The 15,889-nt window shown below is 34.9% G+C and carries 8 protein-coding genes, 1 tRNA gene and 1 pseudogene; 4 read left to right on the top strand and 6 right to left on the bottom strand.

Annotated features, from left to right (window positions below; genetic code table 11):
- Positions 1–406: 406 nt before the first annotated feature.
- Positions 407–1,186 carry a hydroxyacylglutathione hydrolase gene (gene gloB, locus RGRSB_RS05280; RefSeq protein ID WP_119260147.1) on the bottom strand — a complete coding sequence of 260 codons (780 nt, stop codon included), beginning with the start codon at positions 1,184–1,186 and terminating at the stop codon, positions 407–409.
- Between the two features lie 559 nt (positions 1,187–1,745).
- Between gloB and RGRSB_RS05275 the strand changes: the two genes are divergently transcribed.
- Positions 1,746–4,829 carry an alpha-mannosidase gene (locus RGRSB_RS05275; protein ID WP_119260972.1) on the top strand — a complete coding sequence of 1,028 codons (3,084 nt, stop codon included), beginning with the start codon at positions 1,746–1,748 and terminating at the stop codon, positions 4,827–4,829.
- A 986-nt stretch (positions 4,830–5,815) separates the two neighbouring features.
- Here RGRSB_RS05275 and hpf read toward each other — a convergent pair.
- On the bottom strand, positions 5,816–6,415 hold the full coding sequence (gene hpf, locus RGRSB_RS05270) for a ribosome hibernation-promoting factor, HPF/YfiA family (RefSeq protein WP_119260971.1): 600 nt from the start codon (positions 6,413–6,415) through the stop codon (positions 5,816–5,818).
- 542 nt (positions 6,416–6,957) lie between these two features.
- Here hpf and lipB point away from each other — a divergent pair.
- Positions 6,958–7,644: a lipoyl(octanoyl) transferase LipB gene (lipB, locus tag RGRSB_RS05265; RefSeq protein WP_119260146.1), complete on the top strand. Its 687-nt coding sequence runs from the start codon at positions 6,958–6,960 to the stop codon at positions 7,642–7,644.
- A 736-nt stretch (positions 7,645–8,380) separates the two neighbouring features.
- Here the strand turns inward: lipB and RGRSB_RS05260 are convergent.
- The 4 genes and pseudogenes from RGRSB_RS05260 to RGRSB_RS05245 all read right to left on the bottom strand — a co-directional run.
- Positions 8,381–8,575 (bottom strand): annotated as a pseudogene (locus tag RGRSB_RS05260) (aspartate 1-decarboxylase); the annotation flags it as partial.
- A 392-nt stretch (positions 8,576–8,967) separates the two neighbouring features.
- A complete protein-coding gene (locus RGRSB_RS05255; RefSeq protein WP_119260144.1) occupies positions 8,968–10,368 on the bottom strand; it encodes a serine/threonine protein kinase in 1,401 nt (466 codons plus the stop codon).
- A gap of 195 nt (positions 10,369–10,563) precedes the next feature.
- Positions 10,564–10,644, bottom strand: a tRNA-Leu gene (locus RGRSB_RS05250).
- 117 nt (positions 10,645–10,761) lie between these two features.
- Positions 10,762–12,195: an LCP family protein gene (locus RGRSB_RS05245; protein WP_232014465.1), complete on the bottom strand. Its 1,434-nt coding sequence runs from the start codon at positions 12,193–12,195 to the stop codon at positions 10,762–10,764.
- Between the two features lie 298 nt (positions 12,196–12,493).
- On the opposite strand from RGRSB_RS05245, the gene RGRSB_RS05240 reads away from it, so the two are divergent.
- Positions 12,494–13,033 carry a ComEA family DNA-binding protein gene (locus RGRSB_RS05240; RefSeq protein ID WP_119260143.1) on the top strand — a complete coding sequence of 180 codons (540 nt, stop codon included), beginning with the start codon at positions 12,494–12,496 and terminating at the stop codon, positions 13,031–13,033.
- Positions 13,034–13,823: 790 nt separating this feature from the next.
- Positions 13,824–15,452 carry a glycoside hydrolase family 13 protein gene (locus RGRSB_RS05235; protein ID WP_119260142.1) on the top strand — a complete coding sequence of 543 codons (1,629 nt, stop codon included), beginning with the start codon at positions 13,824–13,826 and terminating at the stop codon, positions 15,450–15,452.
- Positions 15,453–15,889 lie beyond the last annotated feature (437 nt).

Below are 15,889 nucleotides of genomic sequence, written 5' to 3'. Positions count from 1 at the left end.
AATTTTTTTTAAAAAAACCTATGCAACGACCTATGCAACGAATAGTCAAAGCCCAGTATATCTTGCTGACTTGCATGTTTATGACGAACGTTAGTAAAGTTTAGAAAGGTATATTTAAGAATTAGGGTTTAATTATCGCCGTAGACTTATAAGACTAGCACAAAATCTACAGATATTACATCATGTATTGCTACTCAAGCCATGTTGGTAGTTTGGTAACAAAAATTTTATCAGGCTAGGTTGTTCATTCGCAAAAATTTATTAGTCTCTCTGTATGGAACTATTTAAAATAGCAAAAATAGACAACATTACTTATGTAATGAATTAATTACGATTAGTTTATAACTATCAAATAGTTTAACAAATATTAAACTATTTGATAGTTATTGCTTGAATAAGCATAATTCTATTTATAAAAATTATCTTTCATAGCTCGAATTTTACTAAAAACTTGTTCCGGTTTTCTCACACCTGCTATTGATTGCAAACTAATACTATCCCATCGCAAAAAGGGGTTAGTTTGTTTTTCTTCTCCTAATAAAAAAGGAACAGTTGCTTGTCGTTGTTGACGGAGTTTTTTAACTTGATTAAATCTCTTTTTTAAGAGTGCATTATCAGGATCAACTGTTACTGCAAATTGAAGATTTTCTAAAGTATATTCGTGAGCGCACCACACACGAGTTTTATCGGGTAAATTCCGTAACTTATCTAATGAATTAACCATTTGTGCTGGATTACCTTCAAACAATCGTCCGCATCCTCCCGAGAATAAAGTATCGCCACAGAACAATTCTCCGGTGTCTTGAGCTGATTCTGGGAAAAAATAGTAAGCAATATGAGCGCGAGTATGTCCAGGGACGAAGAAAACTTCTCCCACTCGGTTAGCAAATTCAACGCGATCACCTTCTTTCAAGAATACCTGTTGGTGAGGAATTCTTCCCCTATCTTCTACCCCTCCATAGACACAAAGGTTAGGAAACTTTTCAATTAGAATATTATTCGCCCCAACATGGTCATAATGATGATGGGTATTAAAAATAGCTACTAGTTGAGCTTCTAGCTCATCCAAACATCGCAAAACAGGAGTCGCCTCAGCTGGATCAACTACAGCTGTAGTGTGATCAGTAGGATTATGAAGCACAAAAATATAGTTGTTACGTAGGGCAGAAAGTCGTTTAATATCCATAAATGATGGGCAAGTTCAGCTAACATGAGTCATATTTTTTAGTCCAAGACAGATTCATCCAACATGATGGAAATTGTTAGAAATTTAGTTTCACAAATATGGACAATGATCTATTGAGAAATCTTTGCATTCGTATGAATTTTATTATGAAAGACTTTTTCATATTGGCAATATCTTATTGTTCATTATCTTAATGGTCGATGCAATCCTTTGATGTAAAGCTATTATTCACTAAATAAGTTATGGATATTATATTACTTGTTTTTTATCTAACCGTACTTGTTAGATTTTAGCTTAAATAAGCCTAAGCTATTGTATTTATTTATAAATACCTGTATATTACAAACCGTTTCTTATCTCGTTTCTACTAAAAAATTTAGAAAATTTTAACTATTGCTTGACTAATTTTAATAATTCTTATTGTTCTCAACACATAGTATAAATTTTGTAGGATGAGCAAAGATCTATTAATGTAATCTTATTAAAGAAATCCATTAAAATTTATCTATCTTATAGTCTTCAAGTTTAATTTGTAAAAAGTCTACGAGAAAAATTTATGATGATTACTGAAATACTTGATAAACTCCGCCAATTAACACAGATTGATATCCAATCTTCTTGGCTTAGTATTTCTGATGAAATATCTTTTGATTCTATTAATATAGATACTTGGAAACCTGTTAATCTTAATCAGAAAGGTTATATTATTTGGCCGGCAGGAAAACAGGTTAAATGGTTAGCTAAAAAGCTTATAATTCCTAAACAAATTAGGAATTATCCTCTATCAGGATTAACTGTCAAATTAGCTTTAACTTGGTGGGCAGAAAAAGCAGAAATTTTTATAAATAAAGAATTAGTACAAGAAGGAGACTTATTTGATTCTTCAGCTAGGATTTTAGTAAGTCTATCTGCTAAACCAAAAGAGGAATTTTTGATTTTATTACGTTTAGTTAGCCCTAGTCATGATATTGGTGGACTAATGAGTTCTAAACTTATTTATGAAACAAATATAGGTTTGATAGACCCTGGTTTTGTTGCTGACGAGCTAACTATATTACACAATTATTTATCTAATTTTGAACCTCAAAAAATAGACTTATTTAAAGTATTAATTAATCAAATAAACTGGGATATTGTTGATAATAGAGAGGAATTTAATTTTCATTTATTAGAATTACGTAATATGCTTAAACCTTTAGCAAAGAATATAAAACAATACTCTTTAAATTTATTAGGACATGCTCATTTAGATATGGCTTGGTTATGGCTAGTCAATGAAACTTGGGATGTAGGAGAGAGGACATTTTCTTCTGTTATAAATCTACAGAAAGAGTTTCCAGAACTTATTTTCGGTCATACAACCCCTGCCCTTTATGAATGGATAGAAAAACATCGCCCTCAGCTTTTTCAAGAAATTATAAAAGTATATAAACAAGGGAAATGGGAAATTTTAGGAGGAATGTGGGTTGAACCAGAAGTAAATTTAGCATCTGGAGAATCAATAGTTAGACAACTATTGTATGGACAACGTTTTTTTAAAGAAAAATTTGGAAAAATAACTGAGGTTGCTTGGCTTCCTGATAGTTTTGGTTTTACTTGGCAATTGCCACAGATTTTCCACCAGAGTGGAATTAAATATTTTGCAACTGGAAAACTTCACTGGAATACTAATGTAAAATTTCCTTATGGTTTTTTTTATTGGCAATCTCCCGATGGAACCCAATTATTAACTCTGATTTCTCCTCCAAATGTCGCTGGAGTTATGGATACTGATCCTCTAAGAATGACTGATTATTCCATTTCATGGAAGCAACAAACAGGCTTAAAAGATGCTTTGTGGTTGCCTGGAGTGGGAGATCATGGAGGAGGTCCAACTCGTGATATGTTAACTGTTCAAAACCGCTGGAGACAATCTCCTTTTTTTCCTAAAATCAGTTTTACTAAAGCTATTGATTATTTAGATAAACTAGTAAAAATTTCTGATTCTATTCCGGTTTGGGATGATGAACTTTATTTAGATTTACATCGGGGTTGCTATACAACTCATGCTGATCAAAAATTTTATAATCGTCGCTGTGAAAATTTGCTATATCAAGCTGAATTATGGTTTTCTATTGCAACAATTATTCAAAGGGAAAATATTAATATTGATAGCAAAAATTCTTTAGAAAAAGCCTGGAAAAAAGTTTTGTTTAATCAGTTTCATGATATTTTGCCTGGAACTTCTATTCCTGGAGTTTTTACTCAAGCTAATAAAGATTGGCAGAAAGCGTTAAAAATTAGTCAATCCTTATTAGACGATTCTTTTCAAGAGATTAGTTCTAGAATCTCATTGCCAAAATCACCTCAAACCAATGCTATTCCCCTGATAATTTTTAACTCTCTTAACTGGCAAAGATCAGAAGTAATTGAATGTACAGTAAAAGAAAATAACTGTAAAATTTATGATTTAGAAGGAAATAAATTAACTTATCAACTATCAAACGATAATAAACTTTTATTCTTTGCAGAAAATATTCCATCAATTGGATATCGCATTTTCTGGTTATGTCCTACCGACAAAACTCCAGAAAATACTGATAAAATTAATAATAATGATTTTAGTCTTGAGAATCAATACTTAAAAGTTACTATCAATCCTGAAACAGGAAATATAAATAGTATTTTTGATAAAATTGTTCAGCGGGAAGTTGTTAGGGGAGAATGTAATCAATTGCAAGGATTTCAAGATCAAGGACAATATTGGGATGCTTGGAATATCGATCCCAATTATAATGATTATCTCTTGCCAGGAACTGAATTGAAGACCATTGAGTATTTAGAAATGGGTCCTATACAATGGACAATAAGAGTGATTCGACAACTAGAAAACTCAGAATTTTGTCAAGATTATAGTTTACGAATTAATTCAAAAGTTATCATAATTAAAACAAAAGTTAACTGGCAAGAAACCCATGTATTGGTGAAAAGTTCTTTTTCGCTGAATTTAGACAGTGATTATACAACCTATGAAATTCCTTTTGCTGCCATTGAACGAACGAACTGTCCTAAAACTCCGGAAGAAAAAGCTAAATGGGAAGTCCCTGCATTAAGATGGGCGGATTTAACAGATAAGTCTCAAAATTATGGAGTAAGTATTTTAAATGACTGTAAATATGGTTATGATAGTCAAAGTAATCGCCTAAGACTTACTCTTTTAAAAAGTCCCCGTTGGCCCGATTCTAATTGTGATCGCGGTTTGCACCATTTTACCTATGCCATATATCCACATCAAGGAAGTTGGCAAGAAGCAAAAACTGTACAGCGAGGATATGAATTAAACGTTCCCATGAATGTGGTTTTTGCTCCAAAAAATAAAATGAATCAACCGACGAGATTACCACCAGTCAATCAATTTTTAAATTTGGGTTCAGATAACCTAATTCTGTCAGCTTTTAAACCAGCAGAAGATCACTCGAATGCTTGGGTTTTACGATGTTACGAATGTGAGGGGAAAACCACCTTGATTTTTGTGACTACTAACCTAGATTTAATATTTATTAATCAAGTAAATCTTTTAGAAGAACCTATTCCCAATTTTTTTGAAATTGCTCCGTGGAAAATAGTTAGCCTTAAAGCAAAAGTAGAGCTTCAAGAAATCTAGAAGTTAAACCATGGGGAGCTCTCACACGATACTAAATTCGGTTCTCATACCCCCATTCTCTTCTAGAGTTTTTAAACCTTTCTACCCCCTGCCTCACTTCAATTTTGATTGATCCTATTTTCATCAACTCTGACTACAGATGTTGATATTGTAGGAGTTAATGGACGTTATGACTCCTAAGGAAATATGTAGTAATACTTCAAGAAATTAGCATGATAGTGGTTTTAAATTAGGTAGCTCATAATAATAGCAGTCAGTTAATCAACCAATTATGTCTTCATAAGTTATTAAATCAATCACTTCATTAATAGCCTGGTCGAGATTTTAAGAGCTTAAAAATCATTAAGTTCTCAAATATTTTTTTCTTTTCAACTAAGAGTTTTGAATGGAATTAAAATCAGCAGAATAAGGAGATAAGAATGCAACTTGTGTTCCTATAGATTCCATCAGTTCTTTAACTTTTGTTGCTTTATGAGTTGATAAATTATAAATGACCATACAAGCCTCTAGCTACAATAGTATCAGTACTTCTGTTTCATCAGTGAAAAACGTTTCTTGAATTTATCTATCATTCAAAAATAAAAAAGGTAAAAAAAATGATTTAGCGAGCTATCCAATTAACGTAATATTTTTTCCTCGATTATTGAGACATTTCCTATAGGCTCGTTCCTTGCTAAATTTCGATCAATCGGATTCAGCCTATTGCTTGCCGTTTCAACTTTAACAAAGTTTAACCCTTAACCTCAGAAGAATTTAATTGTTTTAGCACCTATGTTAGCTTACACATTACCCTTGCCTTCATCCGAGATTTAGGCTAATCGAGCCTAAATCCTCAGCATCTCTGGCACAAAATGGACAAAGTATCACTATTTTAGGTTAATTATTTTAACTTTTCTGAGTAATTAAGCGGCGAAAAGACAAGAGGAATAGAGTCCAATCCGTCCTATAGTATTGGACTGAGTCAAATTAGTTGGCTGACTATAAATTTAGTGAGAAGTGTTGCCATTTTCATTAGTTCCACGAGGTTGAATTACACCATATCCACCATGATTGCGAATATAAACAACATTGATTTCATTAGTTTCTTTATTGCGGAACATATAGAAATCATGGTCTACCAATTCCAATCGATGTAAGGCTTCATCAATAGTCATCGGTGGCATTGCGAAATATTTCATACGGATGACTTCAGGTGGTAATTCTGGGGTGCGATCACCAATTAAGTCCCCTTCTACTGGACGTTCCTCAACAATTTCTGCCGCTTTGACTAGACTGTGAGGCTTCTTGTTATTGAGTTTTTCTTTATATCTGCGAAGTTGACGAGCAATTTTATCAGACACTAAGTCAATACTAGCGTAGAGGTTTGCGCTGCCTTCTTGAGCTCTGATAACAGTGCCATTGGCATAAACCGTTACTTCTGCTTTATGCTTATCAGTGATCCGAGCATTGCGAGCTACCGATAAATGTACATCAACTTTCGTTGTCATTGTTTGGAAATGTCTGACTGCTTTTTGGAGCTTTTCTTGTACGTAGTTATTAATAGAATCGGTAATATCGATATTATTACCCTGGATCAAAAGCTTCATATTTAATACTCCATTATTCATTAAACTTTAATTACATCAAACAGCAATAAAGAAACTAGCTACTTACTTCTAAAAAAAGATAAATTAGTATCTTAACAATGCTACTGATTCGAGCTAAAGTCTCAGATATCTCGTATTTTTTCATCAGTTTTATGACCTTTTTTTAGAAATCTTAATTGTGGTTTATCTCTTCTTCATTGTATCTTTATATTAAGACGGATTAATGATAGAGTGCAGAAGGAAAATAACTTATGTAGGTTTGTTAACTTGTATTTCGTCTCTTGTTTTACTTTAGTGGTCTCTTAAGGCTCAATGTCAGAAATGTTAGGATACTTCCCTATCTTTTGACTGTATTTACTAATTAGGGAAAAGGGTCAAACGGAAAAAAACAACAGACCTAGGTCTTACCCCCAATCTCCCACTTAAATGGAACCACCCGACATATCCAGACTAACACGTTTGTATTGTTTCTAGCGTTGCTTTTTATCTTCTTTTCATTTTCCTTTACACATCTTGATGTTTCTTAAAATTATCTTCATGAGATGAGACAAATTACTTTCAACCATCAAGGACAACAACGACGATGTGTTGTCTACCAGGAAGGAATTATCCCCTATGAGTTAGCCTGGAAAACTCAGCACTCACTAGTTAAGGAACGCCTAAAGGACCCGACTTTAGAGGATATCCTTCTACTGCTTGAACATCCCCCTGTTTATACTTTGGGAACCGGATCTAGTCTAGAATTCCTAAAATTTGACCTTACCACTACTTCTTACGAAGTCCATCGTATTGAAAGGGGAGGGGAAGTTACCTATCATTGTCCAGGTCAATTAGTAGGCTATCCCATTCTCAATTTACGCCATTACCAACAAGACTTACATTGGTATTTGCGACAACTCGAAGAAGTAATTATTAAAGTGCTTCAAGAATATGGACTTAAAGGAGAAAGAATATCTGGTTTAACAGGAGTTTGGGTAGAAGGATATAAAGTTGCAGCCATCGGGATTAAAGTTAGTCGTTGGATTACAATGCACGGGTTTTCCTTGAATGTGTACCCTGATCTAAAAGGATTTAAACAGATTATTCCTTGTGGAATTAAAGATAAACCTTTAGGTAGTTTACAGCAACTCATTCCTAACATTAAATTATCAAAAGTACGTCAAAAAGTTGCTTTGGCTTTTGCTGATGTTTTTCAGGTTGAAATAGTAAGTAAACATAGGTTTTTTTGAAAAAAACTATCCAACTTCTTAGTTGTTTGATTGAGTTTAGTTAAAATTACTTAACTACTATTTATTTCTATTTACAACTCCAAAATGTAATTTATTACTAAATAAGATAACATTTGCATCAAACAGAAAACTAGTAACTATGTTAATTGTTAAGGCTCTATCTTGAATTTGTTTCCAAAAGTCTTCTAAATTTTGATAAATGGAGAGATTTTCTAAATTTTCTACACGTCGTCTATCGGCTTCACTTCTCTGATAAATTATTGTTTTTAAATAATCTGTATAGAATAAGCAACCTCCATGTTAGAAAACACATTAAAGACAATCATAGTTACCTCTACCGAAACAAAACCGTTGATATTTTGGATCATCAGGACATAAATTATTGATTAATAAAATTCCGTTAGTTAACTATTGATGAATCCTTTCATTATTAATGATAACTTCATTAAAATCAAAGAGAATTACTTTTAAGATACGAGCCTTTTGTGAACTAGAAAAAAATACTTGAGCATCGATCCGATGCTCACTCAATTTAATATTGTCACTTTTGCGGCTATTGCTTCAGGTTATCTTAACAAAGATTAATTCAGAGAGGAAATAGTATAAAATTCAACTTTTTTTTATAAAAATAAAAAATTATGGTTTAGATCAAAAAATCTTCTGCTTTATGGCCACCGTATGAAATATCTGTGCTATTACACTGTTTGTAAGCATAGATAATTAACGGGTCTCTTGGCTAAGATAATAAGAAGTATCCGCCATTAGGACAAATTTCTTTTGTTCTTGGTTCTTCTAGGATGACATAGGTAGAAAAAAGATTTCCATCCCCAAAACTGATGGTATCTACTTCTTTTAAAGGAAAAATATCAACTTCATCAAGCAACTCAGAAACGATAGTAATACTCTCTACAAGATTTACATTTGCTCTAGTAACACATACAGACTGTTCATAACATAAGTTCCATTATGGAGCTTATGTTCCTGGCTTGCCAGAATGTGAGGAAGTTAGTAGATATGTAGAAATAAGTAAAAAACTTAGTTCAAGCGTTTATTATCAATTATTTAGTAGAGTTAAAAAATTAAGGGTACACGTACTATGAAGTAAAATTAATTTGTGATTATGTAGAATTCAGCTAAGTTAGAGAATTTTGATATCATCCTATTCGCACGATGTACGAGTATAATTACCGTAATGATCTAAAACTTTCTTTTTTCACGTCTTTGAAATACGCACTAAATATTCGCGATTTAAATCAAAACATGGTGGGCACTTCACTTAAATCTCTTCAAAAGATATAAAGGCCAATTGATGACTTTTTTATATCAATGCCGGGATTTTTCAGACTCTACATCGATAATAATGTCGGGTGCAGTAGGAGTGAACTTAGGTTCTGTCACGGAAGAACTAGGCTGAGAAGAAGTGCCTAGTGAGGGAGATTCAATGGGGATAGGAACAATTTTTGTCGGTTCTGGAATAGACGGCAATTCATCAGTAGGAGAAACTTCTGGTTCTGGTGTAGAAGAAACTTCTGGTTCTGGCGTAGGAGAAACTTCTGGTTCTGGTGTAGAAGAAACTTCTGGTTCTGGCGTAGGAGAAACTTCTGGTTCTGGCGTAGGAGAACGTTGAATTTGAGACGGTGGAGTAGTTTTTACCGGTAATTCAATCGATTTTGGGACATTTGAGGGAGATGAAGAAGGACTGGATCGTTCTTTAGTCGTTAAAATAAATCCTAAGGTCAAGGCTCCAAAAATAGTACTGACAATTAAAAAGGAGCCTAATACTAGAAGAGCCCAAGGGATTTCTCTGTCGTATTCTAAGGAGCTTACAGATGAAGCCAACTGGGGTTTTAAACAGGAAGAGCTAGGTACAACCGCTATGGTCGCGGAAGTAACAGTAGGCAGTGAAATGTTTAGAGAAGCCAACATTTTTTTTGCTGTGAGGAAGCGATCCTTCGGATGAAAGCAAAGAGTGCGATTAATAATACTAGTCAGATCAGAATCAAGATCAGGAATTTCTTTACCCCAGAGAACTTCCCCTGTGTGGGAATCAATCTCTAGATATTGAGGAGTTTTTCCAGTAAGTAGAAAGACGGCAGTTAACCCTAGACTATAGAGGTCACTTGAGTAAACTGGGCGACCAGCTGCCTGTTCAGATGGCATATAGCCAGGAGTTCCCCAGGCGATAGAATAGGCAGTTTTTCCATTGCTATTTATCATAGTGGCTACCGCGTCTTTAACAATACCAAAATCAATCAAAACCGGTTGACCATCTATAGCTCGGAGAATAATGTTATCGGGTTTGATATCCCGATGAATAATATGGTGAGCATGAATGTAATCGAGAATCGGCAAGATTTTGCTGAGAAGTTCCCTGACTTCCGTTCCCGAAAAATTTCCCCGTCTTTGGTGAACTTGAGAAAGGGTTTCCCCTTCAATCCATTCTTGTACTAAGTAAAAATGATTATTTTCAGAAAAATAGGCATACAGACAGGGAATTTGCGGATGATTCTCGCCCAATTTTTCTAATACAGCCGCTTCAAGTTTAAATCGCTCTTGTAACCACTGTGGAATTGATTGAGATTGTTGTAATGTGGGTTTAAGCTGTTTGATAACGCATTTTCTAGTTGAGGGCATCTGAGTGTCAATAGCTAAAAAAGTTTCTCCAAAGCCGCCTTGACCCAAAGTTTCTAAAATTTGATAACGATTGCTCAACAGCATGGTCATTCAGTACAAAGGCAATAATGTTATTACTCTAACAACAGGATGAGACCTTGTCGTCAGGGGATCGACAAACTATTGAGAAGGTGTCACATCCGACTGAGAAACTTGCACAATGTTCATTTATACTATGCCCTGACAGAATTTATACCACAACAATGATATTTTAAGACAAAATTAGTCTGTTATCATCTGACTGAATGCGGACGAAGAGACTCGAACTCTTACGTCAAGGACACTAGAACCTAAATCTAGCGCGTCTACCAATTCCGCCACGTCCGCTCACGTTCGAGCCTACTATTATAGTATTTTATTTTTATAAAGTCAATACTTCGGCCTCTGGGAGATTTCAACAGTAAATTGTGATCACCCTAATACTTTTTTTTGAAAAGACAAGAACTAATTGTTGTGCTGAGTCTGTAAAAAGTTCTCTGCAGTAGGACTTTCGAAACTAGGATACTGTTGTTGCCAATCTCGTCCCAATATGATAGTAATGTCGGAGGAAAGAGTTCCGGTACTTTCGACTAATACTTCTCCTACCCGTAAGGTGGCTTTCAATGAAGCCGCTCCTAAATCATCTCCTTGCTGCGCGACAATTCGAGTTGTTGTCAAGGGTTCTCCCCAGTTATCACTCACAAAAACTCGACCATAACCCCTCTCTCGTAAATAGTTAACCATAGCTTTCACAGCTTTTGGGTCTTCAACACTATCTTGAATCGCAATTCTCAAACGAGTGGGATTTTTATTTTCAAAGTCTTGGTAATTACCATGATCGAAGTAATCTGCAACCATTTCCCTGATTTTATGAGGGTAAGGAATCCAATAGCTAACCTTCTGTTTGCCATCGCCACTAAAGCCTCCAGGAACCATTAACATCTCCACATTAGATCGTCTAGTCTGAGCAGCAAATCCGGCTAAAGCAACTAACTCTTCGACAGTTAAATTAGTATCAATATAAGTCCCAATCACCGAAAGAATCTCAGGCATTTTTAGAACTGTCTGGGGTCTAAGAGCTTGTTCAACCACCGCTCGCATCAACATTTGTTGTCGTTGTACCCGTCCTATATCTCCATAGCGGTCATAGCGAAAGCGTAAAAATGCAATCGCTCTTTCCCCATCTAGATGTTGTTTGCCTTGTTTAAGATCAATGTAAAGATGTTGACTGTGATCAGTATATTTCATATTTTTGGGGACATAAACATTAACGCCTCCCAAGGCATCAATCACCTTTTCTACCCCTTGAATGTTCACCCTGACATAACGATCAACGGGAACCCCTCCTAAAAGGGTACTAACGGCTTCGGCAGCTAAGGCTGCTCCTCCATAATAGTTGGCTTCATTGATTTTCCGAATCCCTCGACCAATATTGGCTTGAGTATCCCTAGGGATTGATAAAAGTCTGAGTTTATCTTGACTAGGATCAAAACGTAGTAAGACCATTGTATCTGAAAGCCCTTTGAAAGAATTCACTAAGGCATGATATCCTAAGTCTTCTTTAGGTTTTTCATTCACTTCTGAACTTAGAACTTTAGTACCCAATACCAAAAGATTAACAGGACGACTTAATTCAGGTAAGCGTAGATTTTTATAAGCAATAGTGCTGTCTCGACTAAAAACTTTTTCTTGTCCAGGAGTCAGGCTACTTTGCCTTAGAGGAGTAGCGGAAAATGATATGGAGAGAAAAGCGCCAGCCATAGCAGAAACCAGGGATACTGCGGTTAATCCTAATCCAATCAATAACCAGTTACCCCTTTGCTTTTTGGCATTAGGCTTTTTTGAGGATAATTGTTTACCTGGGGTAGGACTTGTCGGATAGGTTTTTTTGACTGACACAGTTTTCCTCACACCTTAACGATGTTTCCGTTGTAGTTAGGTTTTATTTTGCGCATGTTACCTGACCATGTTGATCACCACAACTTGCTTGGGACTTAGGTAGTTATCCCATTCGCAAGATTATGCCACAAGATAGAGAAATTGGCTATTTACATTTTAATTTTAAAGTCATCTTTTTAAACAAAGTTGACTATAAAGTGTGGGAACACAAAGGAAAACTGGGGAATTATTGTTGGAATTTGGTATCATCAATGGAATTAAAAACAGCACAATCTTCTAAACTTTTTTAGATTAATTTATGGTACTCTCTAGGTGGTCAAAAAAGCTCAATCTTAATCGGCAAGCTATCCGTAAGCGTATTCTCAATGATCCTTACTATCGGTTCTGTTCCCTTGAAGAAGTTGAGATCGCGGCAGAATTAGGGCTGACAATTGATGTTAATCAAGCAAGTGTGGATGATTGGTTGAGATTACCTGGACTTTCTATCCACCAAGGGCGAACCCTAGTAGCGTTAGTCTCAATGGGGGTAGAGTTACTCTGTATCGAAGACTTAGCTGCTGCTTTGAGTCTTCCAATAAACAGTCTTAAACCACTAGCTCCCATTCTCGTTTTCTCCTACCGTGATCCCAAAAATTTGTTGATGTTCCAACGGGTAAATGTCAACTGCGCTACTTTGGAACAACTTCAAGATATCCCCGTTATTGATGCTATTCTTGCCCAAAACCTGGTCAACAATCGTCGCGAAAACGGTTGTTATAAGAACTTCGTTGATTTACAACGACGATTAGCCCTAACAGGATCAATCATCTCTGAATTGATGCACTATTTACAATTCTGATACTGAAATTTAAACGTTCAATTCTCATTGATACCTTTCTTGAGATAGTATGGAAATTCCACGAATGCCCTGATGTTTTTGCAGTTACTAACTCTCTAAGTAGCAACCTGTTTAGTCCATTCGTCATGAGGCTAGACCCAAAATCAGGCCAATTCTCAAGTTAAGTCTGTGGTTAAATTTGATTCTTATCCGTTGGTTGGACTATAATACTAAATTATGAGAGACCATGTTTATTTGTAGATCGCGAGGAAGTCATACCAGTGTGATCATGGATTATATCGTCGTTAATTTTATCCCTGAAAACAGAAACCCCCTTTTATATCAATTAGGTGTTCTATGAAATTATTGGGAAAACTGTCGTAGAATTCTTGGTAAAACAGTGGTTTGATTTACGCTTACAGTAAATGTTTTGTTATCGCTACTAAGTAACTCAACAAAAATGTCAATAAAGCTCAGACTTTTAAAGAAAGACTACTCTTAACTTAAATAGTAAATAGGATAAATAATTTATTAAAAGACACATAAACTAAGTTTATATTCATGACTAGCTGTGTCCTGATAACATATTCCAATTTTAAAAAGTTTGTTCTGTTTCTTTCGGTTTCAGTGGCAAGAAGATTAATAACTTGTTCAGATAAAAAAAATTGACTACCTAATAATGTATTTGTTTCAGACTGAGTTCAAACTTTAGTCAAAAAATATTAGTTTTTATTAGTTAATAACTCTTAACTAAATATGCAGGGAGACTATTGAGATATAATTATTATGTATTAGGAAAGGGAAGCAAAATATGTCAAGTTGGTGGAATGAAGCTGTATTTTATCAAGTTTATCTTCGTAGTTTTCAAGACTCTAATGGAGACGGAATCGGAGATTTAAGGGGGTTAGTAGAGCGTTTAGATTATTTACAAGAGTTGGGAATTAATGCCATTTGGGTTACTCCATTTTATGAATCTCCCCACGTTGATTTTGGTTACGATGTGAGTAGTCATAAGGATATTGATAGCCGTTATGGAAATATGTCAGACTTTGAGGACTTAATTTCAGAAGCTAATAAACGTAATCTGAAAATTGTCGTCGACATTATATTAAACCATACCTCAGATCAGCATCCTTTTTTTATTGAATCTCGTTGTTCTCGCACCTCTTCAAAACGAGATTGGTATATCTGGCGTGACGGAAAACCCGATGGTAGTCCTCCTAATAATTGGGAAGGATTTGAGAGATCAACATGGACTTTTGACTCTAAAACTAATCAATATTATTATCATTTTCACTATCATGAACAACCTGATCTTAACTGGCGTAATCCAGCTGTTGTTGAAGAAATGTTTAGTATTTGTGATTTTTGGTTAAATAAGGGGGTGGCAGGACTACGATTAGACGCCATTAATTACTTAGTTGAAGATTCTCAATTGCTGGATAATCCTATCCTTGATAGAGTTCCTGATTACCTGCGTAATATTTATCAATTCAATCAAGATCCTATTTACACTATCAATCATCCCGACAACCATAAAATCTTAAAAAAACTACGTCATCATATCAAAATAAATCATCAAGACGACCCTTTATTAATCGGGGAAGTTTGGGTTCCAAATTTTCATGAAATCAGGCGATTTTATGGAGAAAACGATGATGAAATCCAATTGCCTTTTAACTTTTTTTTAAGTACCCTTCCCCGAGGGAATGCTCACTATTTTCGAGAAATGATTGTGGAGTTTCAGCAAATTCTAGGAAATCTGCTAACTACTTTGGTTTTAAGTAACCATGATTTTGAACGAGCAACCAGTCGCTATGCCACAGAAGAAAATTCCGATGCGATGGCTAAATTGTTAGCTACTTTGTTGTTAACTCTACGAGGTATCCCTTTTATTTACTATGGAGAAGAATTAGGACTTCGAGACTGTCCTCCAGAAACTATCGAAGAAGTTCAAGACCCACGAGGTCGAATTCGTTGGCCAGACTATAAAGGTCGTGATGGCTGTCGCACTCCGATGCCATGGAATAGTCAATCTCAAGCGGGATTTACCACTGGTCAACCTTGGTATAAACTTAATCCAGATTATCAAATGCGCAATGTTGCCGTACAAACGGATGACCCTAATTCCGTCTTGAATCATTACAAAAAACTACTCAAATTACGGCAACATTGCACTCCATTAAGTTTGGGTCAATTAACTATGTTAGGAGATGATATTACGGTATTGGCATACATGAGGTTTTATGAGGACCAAATTGTTTTAATTGCGCTCAATATGTCGAATGATCACGCTCAATTTTCTCTGGCAAAATTACCCCATCAAAGAAATTCATCATGGAAAATTCTCTTATCCACTCATGTTCAATCAAAAGATAAAATCGTTAAGAAAACTTTAACGTTAAATCCTTTTGAAGGAATTGTTGTCGTTCCTATTTAAATCAATAACTTGCGTTTAATTTAAATTTAGCTGGGATAATAGAGCGACGGCTGAAAACCTAAAACCATTATGCACCAAGCACTTTAACTTGACTTTAATGTGGAAGTCTCTTTGGTCTGTGTAGTAGTGGTTTTCAGCTAAATTTCAACATAAAATATAGTCGTCTGCGTTTGCAGTTACTACTTCTCTATCGGTAATTTTATAAAGAATTGATAAAGCCTTAGGAGCTACTTTGTACTAGGTATGACCCTTCTTACCCAGCTAAAACCATGGCTTCTTTTAGAGATTAAATGCTCAGTTCTTTTTTTTCTTGGGCAAGAATTTTAACTTCTTTAGTCCTAATTCTATTGTGAACTCTACCTTAGTCTTATTTATTAAAAGATGTAAACCATTTATTTATTTTTCTTGGGTTTCCAAAACTAGATGGATAAATGAAA

It is taken from the genome of cyanobacterium endosymbiont of Rhopalodia gibberula, assembly GCF_003574135.1.
Classification (GTDB): domain Bacteria; phylum Cyanobacteriota; class Cyanobacteriia; order Cyanobacteriales; family Microcystaceae; genus Rippkaea.
Note: the sequence above shows the minus strand (reverse complement) of the source record. Positions and strands in the feature narration are given on the sequence as shown.

Excerpts from the sequence above, each read along its gene's own strand:
- gloB (WP_119260147.1), bottom strand. The coding sequence starts at position 1,186 with ATGGATATTAAACGACTTTCTGCCCTACGTAACAACTATATTTTTGTG.
- RGRSB_RS05275 (WP_119260972.1), top strand. The coding sequence starts at position 1,746 with ATGATTACTGAAATACTTGATAAACTCCGCCAATTAACACAGATTGAT.
- hpf (WP_119260971.1), bottom strand. The coding sequence starts at position 6,415 with ATGAAGCTTTTGATCCAGGGTAATAATATCGATATTACCGATTCTATT.
- lipB (WP_119260146.1), top strand. The coding sequence starts at position 6,958 with ATGAGACAAATTACTTTCAACCATCAAGGACAACAACGACGATGTGTT.
- RGRSB_RS05255 (WP_119260144.1), bottom strand. The coding sequence starts at position 10,368 with ATGACCATGCTGTTGAGCAATCGTTATCAAATTTTAGAAACTTTGGGT.
- RGRSB_RS05240 (WP_119260143.1), top strand. The coding sequence starts at position 12,494 with ATGGTACTCTCTAGGTGGTCAAAAAAGCTCAATCTTAATCGGCAAGCT.
- RGRSB_RS05235 (WP_119260142.1), top strand. The coding sequence starts at position 13,824 with ATGTCAAGTTGGTGGAATGAAGCTGTATTTTATCAAGTTTATCTTCGT.